Source organism: Clostridium lacusfryxellense (assembly GCF_018861735.1).
Taxonomy (GTDB): Bacteria; Bacillota; Clostridia; order Clostridiales; family Clostridiaceae; genus Clostridium_AD; species Clostridium_AD lacusfryxellense.
In genome coordinates, this window is sequence record NZ_JAHLEB010000020.1 from 1 (window position 1) to 15,515 (window position 15,515).

The 15,515-nt window shown below is 31.0% G+C and carries 12 protein-coding genes; 1 reads left to right on the forward strand and 11 read right to left on the reverse strand.

What is annotated here, in order from left to right:
• Window positions 1-244: 244 nt before the first annotated feature.
• The 6 genes from galU to KPL55_RS12725 all read right to left on the reverse strand — a co-directional run bounded on the left by galU (window position 245) and on the right by KPL55_RS12725 (window position 6,305).
• A complete protein-coding gene (galU, locus tag KPL55_RS12700) occupies window positions 245-1,156 on the reverse strand; it encodes a UTP--glucose-1-phosphate uridylyltransferase GalU (protein WP_216307108.1) in 912 nt (303 codons plus the stop codon).
• A gap of 53 nt (window positions 1,157-1,209) precedes the next feature.
• Window positions 1,210-1,986 carry a tyrosine-protein phosphatase gene (locus tag KPL55_RS12705; RefSeq protein WP_216307109.1) on the reverse strand — a complete coding sequence of 259 codons (777 nt, stop codon included), beginning with the start codon at window positions 1,984-1,986 and terminating at the stop codon, window positions 1,210-1,212.
• Between the two features lie 21 nt (window positions 1,987-2,007).
• The gene (locus tag KPL55_RS12710; RefSeq protein ID WP_216307110.1) at window positions 2,008-2,691 is read right to left on the reverse strand and encodes a CpsD/CapB family tyrosine-protein kinase; all 684 of its coding nucleotides are present in this window, start codon (window positions 2,689-2,691) and stop codon (window positions 2,008-2,010) included.
• Window positions 2,692-2,703: 12 nt separating this feature from the next.
• Window positions 2,704-3,375, reverse strand: a complete 672-nt coding sequence (locus KPL55_RS12715) for a YveK family protein (protein WP_216307111.1) — start codon at window positions 3,373-3,375, stop codon at window positions 2,704-2,706.
• A complete protein-coding gene (locus KPL55_RS12720) occupies window positions 3,375-4,445 on the reverse strand; it encodes a tetratricopeptide repeat protein (protein WP_216307112.1) in 1,071 nt (356 codons plus the stop codon). Before KPL55_RS12720 ends, KPL55_RS12715 begins: the two co-directional genes overlap by 1 nt.
• A gap of 129 nt (window positions 4,446-4,574) precedes the next feature.
• Entirely contained in the window at window positions 4,575-6,305 is a 1,731-nt protein-coding gene (locus tag KPL55_RS12725) for a phospho-sugar mutase (RefSeq protein ID WP_281418853.1), read from the reverse strand.
• A gap of 334 nt (window positions 6,306-6,639) precedes the next feature.
• Here KPL55_RS12725 and KPL55_RS12730 point away from each other — a divergent pair, with 334 nt between their 5' ends.
• Window positions 6,640-8,130: an aminotransferase class I/II-fold pyridoxal phosphate-dependent enzyme gene (locus KPL55_RS12730; RefSeq protein WP_216307114.1), complete on the forward strand. Its 1,491-nt coding sequence runs from the start codon at window positions 6,640-6,642 to the stop codon at window positions 8,128-8,130.
• Window positions 8,131-8,148: 18 nt separating this feature from the next.
• Here the strand turns inward: KPL55_RS12730 and KPL55_RS12735 are convergent, their stop codons facing one another.
• From KPL55_RS12735 to KPL55_RS12755, 5 genes are read right to left on the reverse strand one after another with little or no spacing between them, the layout of a single operon-like run.
• The gene (locus KPL55_RS12735; RefSeq protein WP_216307115.1) at window positions 8,149-8,994 is read right to left on the reverse strand and encodes a hypothetical protein; all 846 of its coding nucleotides are present in this window, start codon (window positions 8,992-8,994) and stop codon (window positions 8,149-8,151) included.
• A gap of 25 nt (window positions 8,995-9,019) precedes the next feature.
• On the reverse strand, window positions 9,020-10,033 hold the full coding sequence (locus KPL55_RS12740; RefSeq protein WP_216307116.1) for an alpha-hydroxy-acid oxidizing protein: 1,014 nt from the start codon (window positions 10,031-10,033) through the stop codon (window positions 9,020-9,022).
• Window positions 10,034-10,050: 17 nt separating this feature from the next.
• Complete coding sequence (locus KPL55_RS12745; protein WP_216307117.1) at window positions 10,051-10,512, reverse strand: 2-thiouracil desulfurase family protein; 462 nt, start codon at window positions 10,510-10,512, stop codon at window positions 10,051-10,053.
• Window positions 10,513-10,538: 26 nt separating this feature from the next.
• A complete protein-coding gene (locus KPL55_RS12750) occupies window positions 10,539-12,905 on the reverse strand; it encodes an endonuclease MutS2 (RefSeq protein ID WP_216307180.1) in 2,367 nt (788 codons plus the stop codon).
• 44 nt (window positions 12,906-12,949) lie between these two features.
• Entirely contained in the window at window positions 12,950-15,328 is a 2,379-nt protein-coding gene (locus KPL55_RS12755; protein WP_216307118.1) for a U32 family peptidase, read from the reverse strand.
• Between the last annotated feature and the right edge of the window lie 187 nt (window positions 15,329-15,515).

Genomic DNA, 15,515 nt, shown 5'->3' on the forward strand with positions numbered 1-15,515 from the left:
CTTAAAAATTCTTGTAATTAAGGGGCTTCGCCACATTTTTTTTACTATTTGTCAAGCACTTTTTTGAAAGTTTTCTGGAATTTATTTAAAAAATTATATAAAAAAAACAGGTATGCATTTTTAAACATACTCTGTTTTAAAACTATTGGTTTAATTTCTTAACTTAATGACATTGAGTTCTATATGGCTTTTTTTATTATATATAATATATTTATCCTGTTAATATTTAGATAACCTATATTATCTATTTTTGTTCATCATTGCACTTATTATAAAGATCCTTGAACATATCGTTGTCTTTAATAGATAAAAGATACTTCATAAAAGCTTCTTTAAGATCATCTCTTTTGAGTGCATATTCTACATTAGCTTCTAAGAATCCCTCTTTATCTCCAACATCATATCTTCGACCTTTAAAATCATATGCATACATATCTTCTTCTGATATTAAGGTTTTTAAAGCATCTGTAAGTTGGATTTCTCCTCCCTTACCGGGCTTGGTATTTTCTAAAATATCAAATATTTTAGGTGTTATAATATATCTACCAAGTATAGCTATATTTGATGGAGCCTCAGAAGTCTTAGGTTTTTCCACAACATCTTTAACCTTGTAAACTCTATCGCCTACTGACGATGCATCTACTATACCATATTTGTTAACTTCGCTCATTGGGACTTTTTGAACTCCCAAAATTGAAGTTCCATATTCGTCATAACAGTCTATAAGTTGTTTAAGACAAGGTACGTCACTATCAACTACATCATCACCAAGCATTACAGCAAACGGTTCATCCCCTACAAATGTTTTTGCACAACTTATTGCATGACCTAACCCTTTAGGCTCTTTCTGCCTTATATAATAGATATTAGCCAAATTAGATATATCTCTTACCATTTCTAATACATCATCCTTGCCATTTTGCTCCAATTGATGTTCAAGTTCGATGGACTTGTCAAAATGGTCTTCAATTGCTCTTTTATTTCTCCCCGTTATAATTAAGATTTCCTCAATTCCAGAAGCAACAGCTTCCTCTATAATATATTGTATTGTTGGTTTATCAACAATTGGTAACATCTCTTTTGGTTGTGCCTTTGTCGCTGGCAAAAATCTTGTACCAAGTCCCGCTGCTGGTATTATAGCTTTTTTTACTCTCATTATTCTACTCCGATCAAATAATGTATATTTGCGTTTAAACATTATTTGTAAATTTATTTAAATATATTAAAGAAGGAAATTTTTCCTTTTTTTCTTTTAAGTTTTAGTTCTAAAAATTCCATCATAGGTTCATTATTAATAATAATAGTTTTATTTTTATTTATCCAATTATAAGCATCTTCGTTTATATCTTTTACAATATCATAAGCATCTTTTATTTTGGTTTTTCTACTAGTAATATTATGCCCATCACTGCCTAATAAATGTATCATATTCCTTTTTACAAATTCTACAGCTGTTTTCTTAACTTCCTTACCATAATCACCAAATAGGCTTCCTGCATTGATTTGCATAAGCACCCCTTGATTAATTAGATTGATAATCAAATCATGATCTTTCATAATTTTAAGATTTCTCTCTGGATGAGCTAAAATGGGTTTGACCCCCAGTAGCATTAATTCATAAAATACATCTTCTGTATACATTGGGAATTGGCCCATCGGAAGTTCAATGAGTAAGTACTCAGTATCATTAATTCCCCAAATTCTTTTTTCTTTATATAGTTTTGGCAAATTAGGGTGCATATAAATCTCTAGTCCAGACAAAATTTTAATATTAATGTTTTGTTCTTTTGATGCCAAAATTAATTTATTTAACTTATCAATATATTTCTCACGGCTTATTTCAAATTCTTCTGTAATAAAATGAGGGGTAGCACAAATATATTCAGTACCTTCATTTTCTGCAATTCTAAGCATTTCAAGAGACATTGTTAATGTTTTTGAACCATCATCAACACCATGGATTATATGACTGTGAAAATCTATCATAAATTTACACCTACTAATATTCTAATTATCATTTCCATAATAGCCTTTGTAATATTTACCGTGATATCCGGTTACAGCTTCAGGTACTTTATTAAATACAATCCCAAGTATCTTGCCACCAACTTTATCAATTAAATGTTTAGCATCTACTAATGCGTTTTTTTGAGCTTCACCATATGATGCAACAAAAATCACGCCATCTACTATAGTTGACAAAATCTGTGCATCCGTTACAGCAAGAACTGGTGGAGCATCAATGAGCACTAAATCATATTCTTTTTTTAACTCATCAATAAAATCCCTCATTTTTTTACTGCCTAATAACTCTGCTGGATTTGGTGGCACTGGTCCACTAGTTAACACATTAAGGTTGTTAACTTCTGTCTTAACCACACAGTCCTCCTTCTTAACTCCTTGAACTAATATGTTTGTAAGTCCTATAGAATTTGTAATCCCCATTTTTTTATGTACTGAAGGCTTCCTTAAATCGCAATCTACAAGAATAACTTTCATGCCGCTTTCAGCCATTGTTATAGCTAGATTTGACATTACAGTACTTTTACCTTCTCCAGAACCAGACGATGTAACTACTATTGACTTAAGAACCTTATCTAAGGAGGAGAATTGAATATTAGTTCTTAATGTTCTAAAAGCTTCCGCCGTTCTAGACTTCGGATTTTTTAATGTTATTAATTTTTTTAGCATATTCTCACCTTCCTATTGTTTATCATAATTCAAGGGAATAATACCTATAACTGGTATTCCAGTTAACTTTTCTATATCCTCTTGACTTTTTACTGTGTTATCTAAATACTCTAATAAAAATGCTATTCCAAGTGAAACCATAAGTCCAATGAAAAATGCAATTGCCATATTCAACTTTGGATTAGGATTGGCTGGTGATGTAGGTTCTAGCGCCTCATCTAAAAGTTGAACATTATCTACTTTTTTAACATCGTTTGATATATATTTTAATGACTTAGCTAACTGATTAGCAATATCCATAGCTTCTTTAGGATATTTAGAAGTAACCGTCATTGTTAAAAACTCAGTATCTCCTTTAGGTGCAACTGTCACCATGTTTTGTAATTCAATTGGGTCTATTTTTAAACTAAGTGCTTTAATAACATGTTCCGAAACCCTTCTAGAAGCAGCAAATTCGCTATAAGTTTTAACCAATTTTTGATACATTATTACATCATTATAACTATCTTGTGACACTGAAGCATCACTTTCTATTTTTCCGATTATAACGGATATGTCAGATTTGTAAGTAGGCGTAATAACAAAATAACTTAAAACTCCACTAAGCACCGTTGCTCCTAAAGTTAGAAGGATCACTAATAGCATTCTCTTTTTTATAATATTAAAATACTCAATTATTTCCATTATTTGCCCTCCGTAAATAAATTTTCGAGTTCAACTAGAATTTCATCTTTTGGATCTATTTTTTTAGCTATATCTAAATGTAACCTTGCTTGCTCTATATTGTTAATATTTAAATAACACATAACAAGATTTGTACATATCTCAATAGACTTTGTAACTTCAAATGCCTTCCTAAAGTACTGTATAGCTAACTCATAATTTTCAAGACAAGCATAATTAATTCCAAACTCATTTACAACTTCAATCAAATCCTTATCTATTGCAGCTGCTTCGTTTAAATAGTAGATAGCTTTCTCATGATTTTGCAAGATTCTATATGCTACTGCACTATGGTAATATATATCGGCGTTATCACCTAATTGTTCCATTAAAGGAACTAAAATTTGGAGTGCCTCTTTCGGATTAGTTGGCACTAAATCTTTTGCCTTTTGGAAATTTGTTATGTTTTCTAAATTATTTTTAAGTTCAATAACTTCTGTGGTTTGTTCACCACCAAACTCTACAAAATTTCTTATTGCCATTAAAGCTAAATCATGTTTACTTTCACTATCGAAAACTATTGCTTCATACAAATATGGATTACTATAAATTGCAATTTTTTTAGCCTTTTCTATAAGGGTTAACTCCTCGTCTTTAAACATAATATTTGTAAGTCTTAATTTATCAACTATTAGAAAAATCTTATCATAATTTTCTTTTGTTTCTTCTATACTCAATAATCCTTTTAAGATAATATATGCTTCTTCATAATTTTCTTTTTCAATCTCCTTAAAAATTACTCCTTTAATAAATCCAATTGAATTGGGCACAGAATTTATAATTTCTTTATACGTTTCATTATATTTAAAAAGTTCATCTGCTCCTAAAACATAGAACATTCCTTCTATAAATAGATTAACTGGTATATTGTCAAAATCTTCTTTTTTCTTTACTTTTTGAATTATTTCATTAGTTCTAACCGGAAAATATATGTCATCTGAAATTATGAAATCATTAATTTTGCTATTCTTTTTTATTTCTAAAAAAAGAAGTGCTGATAATTTTTCAGAAAAATATGTCTTACTGTCCATACCTACTACCTCCTACTAACCTTATATATTTATGGTTCAAGCGTTTCTATTAATATTAATATATTGAGTATAATTTGTAAACATATAAAATCATACTAAGATAATTATGGCATTATATAAATTCGTTAATTAATCTATACATGCATCATCTACAATGGACATAACATTCTTTTTAAGTTCAATTATTTTTTCAGAAGCATTTGCTAAACTACTTCCTTTAACGGATAGATATATTTTCATTTTTGGTTCAGTACCAGATGGACGAGCTACGAACCAAGAACCATCCTCCAAAATAAATTTTAATACATTTGATTTTGGCAATTTTATTATTTTTTCATTTGCTTTGTTCAAATCTACCTCAATGCCTGATCGATAGTCTATTTTTTTTACTATTTTCTTGTCACCTATGAATCCATTCACTGAAGATCTTAAATGTTCTAAGATATATCCTATTTTTTCTGCACCATCTTTTCCAGCAAGTTCAATTGAAACTAGATTTTCTTCATAATATCCATGTTCATTATATAGCTCAATCAAAGCATCATACAAACTCATGCCTTTATTCTTATAAAAAAGCGTCATCTCACAAATTAACATTGCCGCTATTACTGCATCTTTGTCACGAACAAAATTTCCTGCTAAATAACCAAAACTTTCTTCAAATCCAAATATGAACTCTTTAGTTCCTTCAGTTTCAAACTCTTTAATTTTCTCGCCAATATATTTAAAGCCTGTTAACACGTCTATCACGTTGACATTATATTTTTCTCCAATACTTTCTACCATATCAGTGGTAACAATTGTTTTTATTACTACACCATTTTCAGGTAAGTTATTAGTTTCACTTAATGATTTTAAAATATAATCACTTAATAAAACACCTGTCTGATTGCCTGATAACACCTTATATTTCCCTTCTTTACCCTTAACTACCACCCCAATTCGATCACTATCTGGATCTGTACCAAAAATAATGTCTGGATTGATGTCCTTTGCCATTTCTAGGGCTAATGCAAATACTTTTGGGTCTTCTGGGTTAGGATATGGTGCTGTCGGAAAATTCCCATCTGGCATTTCCTGCTCTGCTACAACAAAAACATTACCATAACCTAATTCTTTTAATACTCTTCTCACAGGTATGTTTCCAGATCCATGAATTGGGGTATAAATTATTTTTAAATCATTAGCATATTTTTCAACTAAGTCTTTTCTAATAGTTAACTTTTTAATCTTATCCATATATGACAAATAAATATTTTCTCCAATTATTTTTAAAAGTCCTTTTGTTTTCGCATCACAGATACTCATAGTTTTGATTTTAGAATAATCTTCTATACTGTTAGCGCAAGTTATAATATCTTTTGCAACTTCATCAGTAACTTGTCCACCATCATCCCCATAGACCTTATAACCGTTATATTGTTTAGGATTATGGGATGCAGTGATAACAATTCCAGCTTTGCTTTTTAATTCACGGACAGCATATGATAAAATTGGCGTTGGAGTTAAAACTTCAAATAAATTTACATAAATATCATTGGCACAAAGCGTTTCGGCAGCGGCATTCGCAAAATCAACTGACATATTTCTTGAATCATATGCTATAGTAACTGATATATTTTCTTTGTATTTTGAATTTAAATAGTCAGCTAACCCCTGAGTAGCTTTACCTATAGTATGTATATTCATCCTGTTTGTTCCTGCCCCCATTACGCCTCTTAATCCCCCGGTTCCAAACTCTAAATCCTTATAAAATCTATCTTCAATTTCTTTTTCATCTACTAATTGCTCAAGCTCTTTTTTTAAGTCGACATTTATAAAATTTGAGTTAACCCAAGTTTTATACTTCTCTTTGTACATCATATATTAACCCCCTAGGTTTTTTTAAATTTATTTTCATTTATTATCTAAGTTTCTACTCTCTCTTTAGTCTATCATATTATACTATCAATTCATTACAAATAAAAGGCATTTTTTACAAATAGCCTGTTTTTACACATTTCTAATTACTTTATTTCCTTATAATACGTAATTACCTATCGGTTACGACTTTTTTTGTGATATTTATTATTTATAAATGATTATAATTGCATTTACATATCTAATACTTTATAATTATAAATTGGCCAATGAATATAATATAAATAGAAATTTATAAAGATTAATATAAATTCTTTTGAAAGGGGTGTATAAATTGTATAGATTAAATCAAAATGAAACTCCATTATTTGATGCTCTAATGGAATATGTAGACAGAGAAACATTACCTTTTCACGTTCCTGGACATAAAAAAGGAATAGGAGCTGATGAACAGTTCAGAAATTTCATGGGGGAGAACCCATTTAAAATTGATGTTACAGTATTTAAACTTGTTGATAGTTTTCACCACCCAACTGGACCTATCAAAAAAGCACAAGAATTGGCTGCGGATGCTTATGGGGCTGATGCATCATTTTTCTCAGTTCACGGAACCTCTGGTGCTATTCAAGCTATGATTATGGCAGTAGTTGGATCTGGCGAGAAAATCATTGTTCCAAGAAATGTACATAAATCAATAACCGGTGGTATTATTTTATCAGGGGCTATACCAGTTTATATGCAACCCGAATTAGATAAAAAAATTGGTGTTGCTCACGGAGTTTCTCCAGAGACTGTGGAAGAAACCCTTAAGGCTAATCCTGATGCAAAAGCTGTACTTATAATTAACCCTACATACTATGGAGTTTCCACTGATATTAAAAGTATTGTTGACATTGTACATGAATACGACATTCCTTTGATAGTTGATGAAGCTCATGGACCTCATCTTAAATTTAATGATAGATTACCAATATCTGCAATGGAATCGGGTGCAGACATCTGTTGTCAGAGCACTCATAAAATTATAGGTTCATTAACTCAAAGCTCTATGCTACATGTTAATTCAAGATACGTGAGCCCAGCTAGAGTTAAGCAGCTAATAAACTTAATGCACACAACATCACCTTCCTACATACTAATGGCATCACTTGATTGTGCGAGGCGTCAAATTGCATTAGATGGAACGATGCTTTTAGACAAAACTATTGATTTATGTAATTATGTAAGAAGTGAAGTAAATAAAATCCCTGGATTTTATTGTTTTGGAGAAGAAATTTTAAATGGCTTTGGCGCTTTCGCTATTGATCCAACTAAAATAACAATAACATGTAGAGATTTGGGTATAACAGGTTATGACTTGGATATGATACTTTCTAATAAATATCACATACAAATGGAATTATCTGATCTTTATAACATATTAGCAGTTGGTTCCTTTGGTGATACAGAGGGAGGCATGGAAAAATTACTTACAGCCTTAAGGGAAGTAAGCAACGAATATTATGGTAAAGGCATAAAGAAATCCGATTTCATTGATATTCCTAGTATTCCTGAGCAAGTTCAAATTCCTCGTGAGGCTTTTAACAGCGTAAACACTGCTGTAGAAATCAAAAAAAGTGTTGGTATGATAAGTGGAGAATTCTTAATGGCTTATCCACCAGGTATTCCAATACTTTGCCCTGGTGAGAGAATAACTCAAGAGATTTTAGATTATGTTGAGAAATTAAAAAACACTGGATTATACGTTCAAGGAACTGAAGATCCTGAAGTTGAATATATAAAAGTTGTTAGAGAAGAAGATGCAGTTTACATAACTGTAGAATAGAAGTAAAAAGAACTCCAATTAGGAGTTCTTTTTACTTCTATTTAATTTTACTCTATTATCAATATTTGCTTTTTCAATAGATTCTAAGTATTTAAAATATTCTATGTCCGTCATTTCACATATTGTCTCACAACTATTAACCACTTTAATAAAAAACTCCATCATATAACTTACTTTTATTAAGGGTTTGGTTAATTTAGGATTAAACCTAATAGGAATTTGCTTTCTCTTCTTTTCAGAACTTATTTTAATATTTTCATAAAATTCCCTTGCTGAATATACTAATCTTATCTTCTTTAGATTTATACTTAACGCATCTTTATATGTTGGTAATAGTTCTTCCATAATATTCATATTAAAGTATTTTTTTTCATTCTTACATTCCTCAGATTTAGAAATAAGAATTTTTAAAATTTCATTATTTTTTTCGCGAATTTCAGGCAATTTATAGACCATTTCTTTTACTTGCTTTGACTGCACTATCCCATCTTTAGTTAATATATCTAATCCATCAGTTACTAGTTTATAATTTTTATCATCATTTTGAATTGCAACTTCATCTTGATATGCATTCACTATACAACTTTTGTTTGCTGTATTATAAAATATTTCTGAAAAATAAGCTAACTTTGCTAATCTTTCTTGTAATGATTTTTGTGAAATAATTTCATTTTTTTCATTAATGTAAAGATAACCTAAATATACTTTCGAATTATTTTTAGTCCATTTTTTAAAAAATATTATTTCTCTGTATAATATATTATTATATTCTAAAGAGTCGGATATCTCAACTGCCTCACCGCTCTTTATGTATTGCTTTATACACTCTCTTATCTCCTTAGATACTACTGAGTATGTCGGCATTTATAATTCCTCCTCCTAATTTAGATTAATATAAAATCCTACTATTTATATCTTTGATAGATTTACACCCTGTAAGGACCATCGCAGACTTTAACTCACCCTTTAGGTAGTCAATGTAAGATTTTACGCCTTCCGCCTTGCCTCCAAATGATGCAGTTACAAAAGGTCTACCGATAAGTACAGCGTCTGCACCTAGTGCTATCATCTTGAGTATATCAGCACCACTTCGGACTCCTCCATCAGCTAATATAATCACTTTCCCTTTAACTTCTTGTGCAATATCTTGGAGTACATCCGCTACTCCTGGGGTTTGATCTAATACTCTGCCTCCATGATTTGACACTACAATGGCAGCGACGCCTGCTTCTACCGCAAGTTTTGCTTCATCCGTTGTCATTATTCCCTTTAGAATAAATGGGAGTTTCGTAGAATTAACAATTTCTTTAATTTCATCTACATTTTTAGGCATAACTGGTTTACCTGCAAGTGCTAAAGTAATAAGGCCACAAGCATCGATATCCATACCTATAGCAAAAACACCTGCTTCCTCAGCTAATTTAATTTTGCCTATAACATTTGCATTTTCCCAAGGTTTTATTATTGCAATACCGTTTCCACCCTGTTTTTCAAGTTCTGAAAGATTTGTTGTTAAAAAAGAATCTACAGCAGTATCTCCAACCATTGGGAAAACACCTCCACTTAGGCATCCACTAATTACCCAGGATATGTACTCTTCCTCGCTAAATTTACCTCCCATATTTAATGTAGTTCCAGATACAGGAGCTGCAAATACAGGAATATCCATTTTCCTACCAAACAATTCAAGTGTGGTATCTGGATTTTTTGCATCATGTATAGTTCTCATATTTAATTTGTAAGATTCCAAAGATTCTATATTTATTTTAAAAGCATCTCCAGTTCCTTTGCCACCCATTCCAGGTACCTCTCCAGCACAAGCAATTCCATTACATATAGGACAAACCCTACAGCTTTTATTTAAATTTCCTCTAGCATCTTTTAAAACATCCTTATAGTTCATATTATTTCCCCCCTAAGTTATAATTCTAATTCATCTAAAGTTTCTTCTGTAAAAACTTTAATTCCTCTTGATAATAATAACTGAGTTGTTACTCCATTACCATTTATTTTACAACCACTAAAAGTACCATCATATATCAAATTAGCCCCACATGATGGACTTCGAGCCTTTAAAATTGCAATATTAGCTCCAACTGCTTCTGCAATTTTCAAGGTTTCATATGCACCTTTTATAAAGTTTGCCGTTACATCATTATTTTGTCGAGATCCATTAACTCTAGCTGTTCCTCCCAGCACATCAACCCCAATTCCATTTACAATTTCGCAAGGCTCCCTAGGAGTTTCTAGCCCTCCTAGTTGTTCTGGACATACAGGAATAGCTTTACCTTCTTTTAAAAGTTTAAGGACTCGTGCATCTAGGTTATTACCACCGTCCCATTTACAATTTACACCACACAAACATGCACTTACAATAATCATACCTACCCGTCCTTTTTAATTATTGTTTATTTAAGTTCTACTACAGTAACTCCACTACCGCCCTCACCATAATTACCTAATCTATAAGCTTTAACATGACCATGTCTTTTTAACATATCTGTTATAGTTTTTCTTAAAACACCTGTACCCTTGCCATGAATAATTGTAGTTTCTTTAAGTCCACCCAAATAAGCTTCATCTAAATATTTATCTACAGTAAACGTAGCTTCCTCTGAATCCATCCCTCTTAAATCTACAGAACTTGATACACTCCTTAAATTAAGGTTCATCTCTCTTCTAATTATCTTTGCCTTTTTTTTGTCTTCATCACTAAGCTTTGATACACGAAGATCTTCTACCTTAACATTTATCTTCATTATACCTGCTTGAACCTGCACTTCACCTTTTTTATCAGGTTTAGAAATAACAATAACCTTTTGGTTAAGCGATGGTAAATATACCTCTTCACCTTGTTTTACATTTTTTATCTTTTCTCCTAGTTCATCACTACTTTTTTCTACATGCTTATTTAAGTCTTCAAGTTTATTTTTAATTTTCATTCTTTCTTCTTCAAGTTTTTGCCTTGCTTCTGATGAATATCCAAGTTTTTCTAGTTCCCTCATATTTTTAAGAATTACATCCGATTCTTCCTTAGCATCTTTTATAAGTCTCTTGGCTTCCCTTTGGGCTTCGTACATTGCATTTTCTCTAATATTTTGTAATTTGTATAATTTATCCTGATACTTTTCTTTGAGCGTACTAGCTTCTAATTTAAGACTTTCTGCGTCCCTAGCATCCCGTTCTGCCTTTATGCTTTTTTCCTGTAAACTTTGAACTAATTCTTCAAAATCCAAAGTCTCCTTTGAAATATTTTCTTTAGCAGTTTTAATAATATAATCAGGTAGACCGAGTCTTCTTGAAATCTCAAAAGCATTTGATTTACCTGGAACTCCGATTATCAGTCTATATGTTGGGCTAAGAGTATCTACATTAAATTCTACGGAGGCATTCTCTACTCCTGTAGTTTTTAAAGCATAACCTTTCAATTCGCTGTAATGAGTTGTTGCAACTACCTTAGTGCCTCTTGCTCTTAAATTTTCAAGAATTGCAACAGCAAGAGCAGCTCCCTCTGTTGGATCTGTTCCTGCTCCTAATTCATCAAATAAAGCTAAGGATTTTTTATCTGCTTTTTGAATTATATTTACTATGTTAGTCATATGAGAAGAAAAAGTAGATAAGCTTTGCTCTATGCTTTGCTCATCTCCTATATCTGCGAAAATTTCATTAAAAAAACTTACCATTGAACCTTCTCTAGCAGGAATTAATATTCCACTCATAGCCATTAACTGAATTAATCCTACTGTTTTAAGAGTTACTGTTTTACCTCCAGTGTTTGGTCCTGTTATTACTAGTGATGTAAATTCTTTTCCTAGATAAATATTGCTAGGAACTACTTCTTTTGGATCAATTAAAGGATGCCTTGCTTCAATTATATCAATTATACCATCTTCGTTAACTGTTGGAATAATAGCATTAAGTTCTATTGCATATCCTGCCTTTGCAAAAATAAAATCTAATTCCCATACTATATTTGCATTATTTTGAACAATATTTATATTTTCGTATATTTTATAGGATAACTCAGCTAAAATTCTTTCAACTTCAGCTTTTTCCTTGAGCATTATTTCCTTAATTTCATTGTTTAAGTTAACTAAGCTCATTGGCTCAATAAATAATGTAGCTCCAGATGAACTCTGATCATGAACAAGCCCTGGAACACTACCTTTATGCTCTATCTTAACAGGAATTACGTACCTGTCTCCTCTTATAGTATAAATGCTCTCTTGAAGATATTTTGCATTAGACCTAACAAGTGATATCACCTTTTCCTTTACAGACGCATTTTTCTCTTTTAGTGATTTTCTTAAACTAAAAAGCAAACTGCTAGCCCTATCGGAAATTTCATCATCGCTTATTATTGCTATAAAAATTTCATCTTCTAAGTTTTTTATTGGGACAATTCCAATACATATATCTTCTAAAACTCTAGATTTATCATTGTCCCCAGCTTCTCCAACATAATTCTTAAATAACCTAGCACACCTTAGCATTTGAGCTATCCTCAAAAGCCCAGTTGGCATTAGTGAGGCTCCTTTAGATGCCCTGATTAACGCACTTCTAACATCATATATGCCTTCAAATGGAGCACTTCCTTTTTTAGATAAAAGCAGTAGTGCCTCGTTGGTTTCCTGTAGATGTTCTTTCACTTCATAAATATTAGTGTAAGGTTCTAACCCTTCTATAATATCCTTACCTGCGGTCGTTTTTGCATATTCTTTAATTTTATCTTTAATTTTAAAATATTCTAAAACTTTTAATGATTTTATGTTCACTATTTCACCATCTTTCAATTGTTATTAAACTTGATAATAAATATTTATTCGACTCCTCTTTTATAATGCCCTCTTGTAAAGTTTTTAAATTCTCCTTGCCATCTTCTTTCTATAAAATTACTAAGAACCTCAATAGTCTCTTCATAACTTTCATGAATAAAATCTAACCTAAAAGATGAAATATTATTTTTCTTTATTTCTTCTATGTTAGGAATTAAATTGACAGGAACATTGTTGTAGATATAACTTCTACAATATTTGTCTGTATCTATTCTAAATTCTTCACCTTTTCTATCTTTAAGACTATAAGATCCTTTTACGCAATTCTCGCTGCAAGCCTTTTTATCACTCTTATTACCAAAAACACTTCCAATTGCACAGTACTCACTAACCATAAGTTCATACTTTCCATAAACCATAATTTGAAGAGGCAAAGAACTCTTAGACGCAATCTTTTTAATTTCCATAGCATTTAGTTCTGCACTAATGCAAGTTCCAATTAAGAAATCTTTGTAAAAATCTCCAGCATAGCTATTAAAGACATTTAACTTATAATCTCCAATTACTGCTATCTTTTTATTGTACCTACTAATTATCCCTAAATTAGCAGTAACAATTCCTTTTACTTTATCTATGTTGTTATCTATATATTCACAAATACCTTCAAATTCGCCTTTAATAATATTAGGAACCTTAATGTATATATTAACATCATATTTCTCAAACTCTATGTCACATTGTCTCATAAAAGGATTTATAGCAATATCATTAAACCCCAATTCAATAGCTGCCCTTAATTGCTCCTCCCTAGTAACATATATAAGCGTTTCAGGTATAATGTTATCTTTATTCTCATTAGGTTCAAAATAATCCTTCTCTAACAATATGCTAAGCCCTTTGTTATAATTAACTTGTGTTTGATTGTTGTCTCTTTTATATTTACCTATTATATATTTTTGAACGAGATCCATTAATTCTCTACGTACTAAATTCAATGATGCCATAGGCACAAAACCCTCATCAAAGTTATTAAACTCTACTTCGTTTATTTTAAAAGGAGTATCTCCAGTTTTAGATAAACTTTTGATTATACGTTCTTTTTCTAGTGGCTTATTTAATGCTTCTTGAACCACATCGCCCTTAACATTAAAGTTTTTGCCCATATAAGTTGTGCTTATACTTAGTGGTTTGTTTGTACTAAATTCAATGGAGAGATTTATTTCGATTTTCCTCTTAAATATATCGTTATAACTCTTAGAAAGCTCATCCATTAACTTGGCATCGGATATTTTATATAAGAGATTTCCAGATTTATATTTAGTCGGTTTTAATAAAACCTTTTCCCCTGCTAATGCATTTTCGACCTCTATTCCATTTTTTATAATTTTAGATACGGAAAAACCATCCTCCAAAAACATTACACCATCTTTTAGTGCTATGTTTTCTAAAAGGGTTACTGACAACTCATCGTTTGCTATACCTATCGGTAATCCAGAATTTTTGGGAACTTTATATGCCATCATGTCTTTTCCTTTATTACCATATAAATAAGCCTTTGAAAACCCTTCCCTATTAAATAATTGTTTTAAAACTTTTGTATCTCTATCTAATTTTTGTGTTTTGTTATTGTATATATTATCTAGCTCTCGTCTATATATTTCTACCGTGCCTGAAACATATTCTGCTCTTTTCATTCTTCCTTCAATCTTAATTGAAGATGTTCCACTTTCTACTATATCTTTTAAGTTATCTATTGTACAAATATCTTTAGGGCTTAAAATGTATGCCTTATGTTCTTTTTTTGAGGTTTTATCTATAAGTGTATATGGTAATCTACATGGTTGTGCACACCTACCTCTATTCCCACTTCTGCCTCCAATAATACTACTCATAAGGCATTGTCCAGAATAACATATGCATAATGCTCCATGGATAAAAACTTCTGTTTCTACTTTTAAAGTATTAGATATATAACTAATCTCTTTTATACTAAGTTCTCTTGAGAGAACTATCCTTGTGAACCCCATCCCCTTTAAAAATAATGCAGCTTCACCATTATGAATTGTCATCTGCGTTGATGCGTGAATTTCAAAATCAGGAAAATTATTTCTTATTAAATATATTAACCCCGTATCTTGAAGTATCAACGCATCTACTCCTACGGTATATAAAAATCCTACATACTCCATAATTTCTTTTAATTCGTTATCCTTTACCAATGTATTTAATGTAACATATACTTTTACTCCATAAATATGGCAATAATCTACTGCAATAGTTATATTCTCTTCATCAAAGTTAAAAGCATAAGCTCTTGCTGAGAATTTGCTTCCACCAATATATACTGCATCTGCCCCCATTTGCACTGCAGCATATACGCTCTCCATGCTGCCGGCAGGTGCTAGTAATTCAATCTTCTTCATTTGCATCGCTCCTAATAAGTCTTCTAAATCTTATTATACAATAAATGTTGTCATAAATTAAGAGATAAAAAGATTTTATCTTAATAAAACAAAATTTTTTATTGAATTTTCGTGTTTTATAACCATAGACACAAAGAAATTAATGCAATATAATAAAAAATAGACTTGCTGCCTCCTGATTGTTAAC

Excerpts from the sequence above, each read along its gene's own strand:
- galU (WP_216307108.1), bottom strand. The coding sequence starts at position 1,156 with ATGAGAGTAAAAAAAGCTATAATACCAGCAGCGGGACTTGGTACAAGA.
- KPL55_RS12705 (WP_216307109.1), bottom strand. The coding sequence starts at position 1,986 with ATGATAGATTTTCACAGTCATATAATCCATGGTGTTGATGATGGTTCA.
- KPL55_RS12710 (WP_216307110.1), bottom strand. The coding sequence starts at position 2,691 with ATGCTAAAAAAATTAATAACATTAAAAAATCCGAAGTCTAGAACGGCG.
- KPL55_RS12715 (WP_216307111.1), bottom strand. The coding sequence starts at position 3,375 with ATGGAAATAATTGAGTATTTTAATATTATAAAAAAGAGAATGCTATTA.
- KPL55_RS12720 (WP_216307112.1), bottom strand. The coding sequence starts at position 4,445 with ATGGACAGTAAGACATATTTTTCTGAAAAATTATCAGCACTTCTTTTT.
- KPL55_RS12725 (WP_281418853.1), bottom strand. The coding sequence starts at position 6,305 with ATGTACAAAGAGAAGTATAAAACTTGGGTTAACTCAAATTTTATAAAT.
- KPL55_RS12735 (WP_216307115.1), bottom strand. The coding sequence starts at position 8,994 with ATGCCGACATACTCAGTAGTATCTAAGGAGATAAGAGAGTGTATAAAG.
- KPL55_RS12740 (WP_216307116.1), bottom strand. The coding sequence starts at position 10,033 with ATGAACTATAAGGATGTTTTAAAAGATGCTAGAGGAAATTTAAATAAA.
- KPL55_RS12745 (WP_216307117.1), bottom strand. The coding sequence starts at position 10,512 with ATGATTATTGTAAGTGCATGTTTGTGTGGTGTAAATTGTAAATGGGAC.
- KPL55_RS12755 (WP_216307118.1), bottom strand. The coding sequence starts at position 15,328 with ATGAAGAAGATTGAATTACTAGCACCTGCCGGCAGCATGGAGAGCGTA.